The sequence below is a fragment of the Mucilaginibacter sp. genome, assembly GCF_036383575.1.
Classification (GTDB): Bacteria; Bacteroidota; Bacteroidia; order Sphingobacteriales; family Sphingobacteriaceae; genus Mucilaginibacter.
On the sequence record NZ_DASVOB010000018.1, the window covers coordinates 1 to 3,774 of the forward strand.

At 46.9% G+C, this 3,774-nt stretch carries 4 protein-coding genes; 1 reads left to right on the top strand and 3 read right to left on the bottom strand.

Features of this window, described 5'->3' with window-relative positions; all coding sequences use genetic code 11:
• From VF500_RS00540 to VF500_RS00550, 3 genes are all read right to left on the bottom strand, one after another.
• Nucleotides 1-1,718 (bottom strand): xanthine dehydrogenase family protein molybdopterin-binding subunit (locus VF500_RS00540; RefSeq protein WP_330857804.1); only part of this gene is annotated, 1,718 nt, incomplete at its 3' end.
• A gap of 42 nt (nucleotides 1,719-1,760) precedes the next feature.
• The gene (locus VF500_RS00545) at nucleotides 1,761-2,753 is read right to left on the bottom strand and encodes a xanthine dehydrogenase family protein subunit M (RefSeq protein ID WP_330857805.1); all 993 of its coding nucleotides are present in this window, start codon (nucleotides 2,751-2,753) and stop codon (nucleotides 1,761-1,763) included.
• A complete protein-coding gene (locus VF500_RS00550; protein WP_330857806.1) occupies nucleotides 2,750-3,385 on the bottom strand; it encodes a (2Fe-2S)-binding protein in 636 nt (211 codons plus the stop codon). The genes VF500_RS00545 and VF500_RS00550 overlap by 4 nt, the downstream gene beginning before the upstream one ends.
• Before the next feature lie 168 nt (nucleotides 3,386-3,553).
• Here VF500_RS00550 and VF500_RS00555 point away from each other — a divergent pair.
• Nucleotides 3,554-3,774 (top strand): hypothetical protein (locus VF500_RS00555; RefSeq protein ID WP_330857807.1); only part of this gene is annotated, 221 nt, incomplete at its 3' end.

Consider the following 3,774-nt stretch of genomic DNA (forward strand, 5'->3'; position numbering starts at 1 on the left):
GCCGAAAAGGAATACATGGAATACTTTTGGGCTTCAGGATTACCCTTTGATTCTTGCGTTAACTCAACTGATGGCGTATTATTTTGCTTCAGCACTGCTACGTAATCAATAGGATCGGTACTATCGGCAGGTTTACCGGCCATGGTATACAGCTTTTGTTTTAGTGCGACACACACATCATGCACCGCCGAGCCCACTGATGATACTGTAGCCGAACCACCTTGTGTAGGCGCATTAGGAAATGCCGAATTACCCAACTCAAAAGTGATCTTATCCGCAGGGATCCCTAAAGTATCCGCCGCGATCAATACCATTGATGTTCCGGTGCCAGGGCCAATATCACTCGTCGCGCTTTGAATATTCACGCTGCCATCGGCAGTTAACTTTATTTTAGCCATGGCGTTACCGCGGTATGCCCCAAAAGCGCCGCAGCCTATCCCATAGCCCACCAGCCATTCGCCCTCTTTATTAGTACCAGGCTGCGCTTTACGGTCAGCCCAACCTATGGCCTCTGCCCCTTTCTGGTAACATTCCTTCAGGTATTTGCTCGACCATGGCTTATTCCGTTCAGGATCAGCATCGGTATAGTTTCTCAATCGTAATTCAATAGGATCAAGATTGAGTTTGTAGGATAGCTCATCCAGCGCCGATTCAAGCGCAAAAGAACCGGTAGCCTCTCCCGGGCCGCGCATAGGCGCAGGTACGCCAACATTTAAAGGGACTACCTTGTAAAGCGTGTTAACATTGGGACTGTTGTATAAAAACTGCGATACATTCACCGCCCCTTCAGTAAATTCCTCATAAACGGCAGTTTGTGAATGTGATTCATGAGTGATACCTGTTAGCTTACCATCAGCAGTGGCACCCAATCCAATTTTTTGGATAGTTAATGGACGATAGCCTACCTGCGTAAACATTTGCTCGCGGGTGAGGGTAAGTTTAACCGGGCGCTTTACCAGTTTGGCAGCCTGCGCAGCAGCAACCTCATGCGGCCAGGTACGCAGCGATGAACCAAAAGCCCCGCCCACAAACCGTGAATTGATCTGCACATTATCAGGGTTTAGCCCGAATGCCGTTGCAATAGCCCGCTGCGAACCTTTTACCCCTTGCGATTTGGTGTACAGCGTAACCTTATCGTCCCCATCCCAAAAAGCAGTGGTAACATGCAGTTCCATTGGGTTATGCACTTCTGTTGGGAGCATATACTCCTCCTCAACCATTACCGGGGCATTTTTATAGGCGTTGGCCTCGCCACGCACATAGTCTTTATAGTTACCTTTTTGCGGGGTTACTCCTTTATCTATATTTTTATGAAAATCAGTTTCAAACGGCTCTGCATTGTAAGTTGCTTTAACCAAACTTGCCGCATAAGTAGCCCGTTCAAAAGTATCCGCTACCACCAGCGCTATAGGCTGCGCGTTAAAGTAGATCTTATTATCATTAAATAATTTCAGCCCCCGTACCGGCCTCTCGGCATTAGCCTCGTATCCTGGTACTTTGGGTGCATTAAATGGCGTAATAACGGCCAGCACCCCCGGCGCACGCTCAGCAGCTTTGGTATCAAGCGCGGTTACCGTGCCCGAAGCAATGGTTGCGGAAACCAAAACTCCATAGGTAAGGTTGGGCACTTTATATTCGCCGCTGTATTTAGCTCCGCCGGTTACTTTTAACCGGCCATCTACACGGCTTAAGGGATCGCCAATTGCGTCTTTTTTCATGAAGATCAGTATTAAATATCTATCAGCTAAATAATTATTAATTTATGATGCCAGGCCGGTGGCCATCTTGAGCGATTGTACAATAGCATTAGGCGCAAGCTTTAACTTAAACTTATTATATTCGTAAGCTTTAGCACCCTCCATCGCTATTTGTGCTGCCTGCTTAAAATTATCCTCATTAACAGCTTTACCTTTTAAAAATGCTTCGGCTGTGGTTAGGCGCCACGGTTTATGTGCCACGCCGCCCATAGCCAGTCTTGCACCAATTATGGTATTATTTTCGATATGCAAAGCGGCAGCCACCGAAACAAGGGCGAAGGCATATGAAGTACGGTCGCGGATCTTTAAATAGTAAACATGCTTATTATAAGCCGAAGCTGCAGCGGGGAGATCAACCGAAGTGATCAGCTCGCCCTTTTGCAGGGTATTATCAAGTTCGGGATGATCACCAGGCAAACGATGGAAATCGCCGATCTTAATAGTTCGCGGGCCTTTTGCCCCGGTTACATGGATTGTGGCATCCAGCGCGGCCAGTGCCACGTTCATATCGCTGGGGTTAACTGCAATACATTTGTCGCTGGCTCCAAAAAGGGCGTGCATTCGGTTTATCCCTTCCAAAGCGCCACAACCGCTTCCGGGCGTACGCTTGTTGCAGGGCATAGCGGTATCAAAAAAGTAAGGACAACGGGTGCGTTGCATCAGGTTGCCACCAACGGTAGCCATATTGCGCAACTGCGGCGAAGCACCGGCATTGATAGCCAGTGACAACAACGGATATTGCGCTTTAATGTAGTTATGCTCGGCAACTTCACTATTCGTAGCTAAAGCACCAATATTCATGCCGATGGCAGTTTTCTCTATCTTTTTTAGGGGGAGGCGATTAATATCAACCAATTTATCCGGTACCACCAATCCCATCTTCATCATATCAACCAAATTGGTGCCGCCCGCCAAAAAATAACCGTTTGGCTCTTTAGTTAATGATTTAATAGCCGCCGCCGTTTCGGCTGGCCGTGCGTATTGAAACTGGTTCATACTATACCTCCTTTAACTTCCTGGATAGCTTTAACAATATTGGGATAAGCACCGCAACGGCAAATGTTACCGCTCATAAACTCCCTGATCTCGGTTTCGGAACCGGCATGCCCCTCTTTGAGCAATGCCACTGCCGACATGATCTGCCCCGATGTACAATACCCGCATTGGAAACCATCATGGTTAATAAAAGCTTCCTGCATGGGGTGCAGCTCTTCGCCTTTGGCAAGGCCTTCAATAGTGGTTATTTTTTTACCGTCATTGGTCAAAGCCAGGCTCAGACATGAGTTAATACGTACCCCATTCACATGTACTGTACAGGCACCACACTGGCCGCGGTCGCAACCCTTTTTGGTACCCGTTAAGTCAAGGTGTTCACGCAATACTTCCAGCAGGGTTACACGCGGTTCAACAGCAAGTTCATGTTTTACGCCGTTTACCTCAAGGTGCAGCGTTTGTTTTTCAAAAACACCGGCAAATTTCTCATCCCATTTATCTTCCGCCGCTTTAACCACAGTCCCCGGCGTTAGGGCAATGGCCGTTAACAGCGAGGTTTGCTTAAGGAAATCACGGCGCGTTCCGTTTGAGATGTCTTCGCCGTCAGTTGGGGTGCATGGCTTAGTTGTCGACATAAGTACAGCGATTTATAATTATACCAAGATAGCGCTTTTAATAGCAAAAACTCAGTAACAAATTTGTTTTGAACTGCAAAAAGTCCAATAGTAGAAAGTGCAGTACTTTTTAATATTTCCAGTGATAAAAGTTTACAGCTAACTTTATGTAAATACTTTACAATGAAAATGATCCCGCTTTTTAAATGCCGAGATCTTCGGCAGGCCGTAGGCTTTTATACCAATATACTTGATTTCAGGCTCAAATACCCCGAAGCCACAGCTGATGATGGGGTTGTTGACCTGGTAAGCGAATTTGGAGAATTACAGTTAACCATGTACGAAAGAGACCGCCTGTTTGGCTCCGTAGTAAACGTTTGGGTTGATGATGTGGACAGCCGGTTTAAAGT

Excerpts from the sequence above, each read along its gene's own strand:
- VF500_RS00545 (WP_330857805.1), bottom strand. The coding sequence starts at position 2,753 with ATGAACCAGTTTCAATACGCACGGCCAGCCGAAACGGCGGCGGCTATT.
- VF500_RS00550 (WP_330857806.1), bottom strand. The coding sequence starts at position 3,385 with ATGTCGACAACTAAGCCATGCACCCCAACTGACGGCGAAGACATCTCA.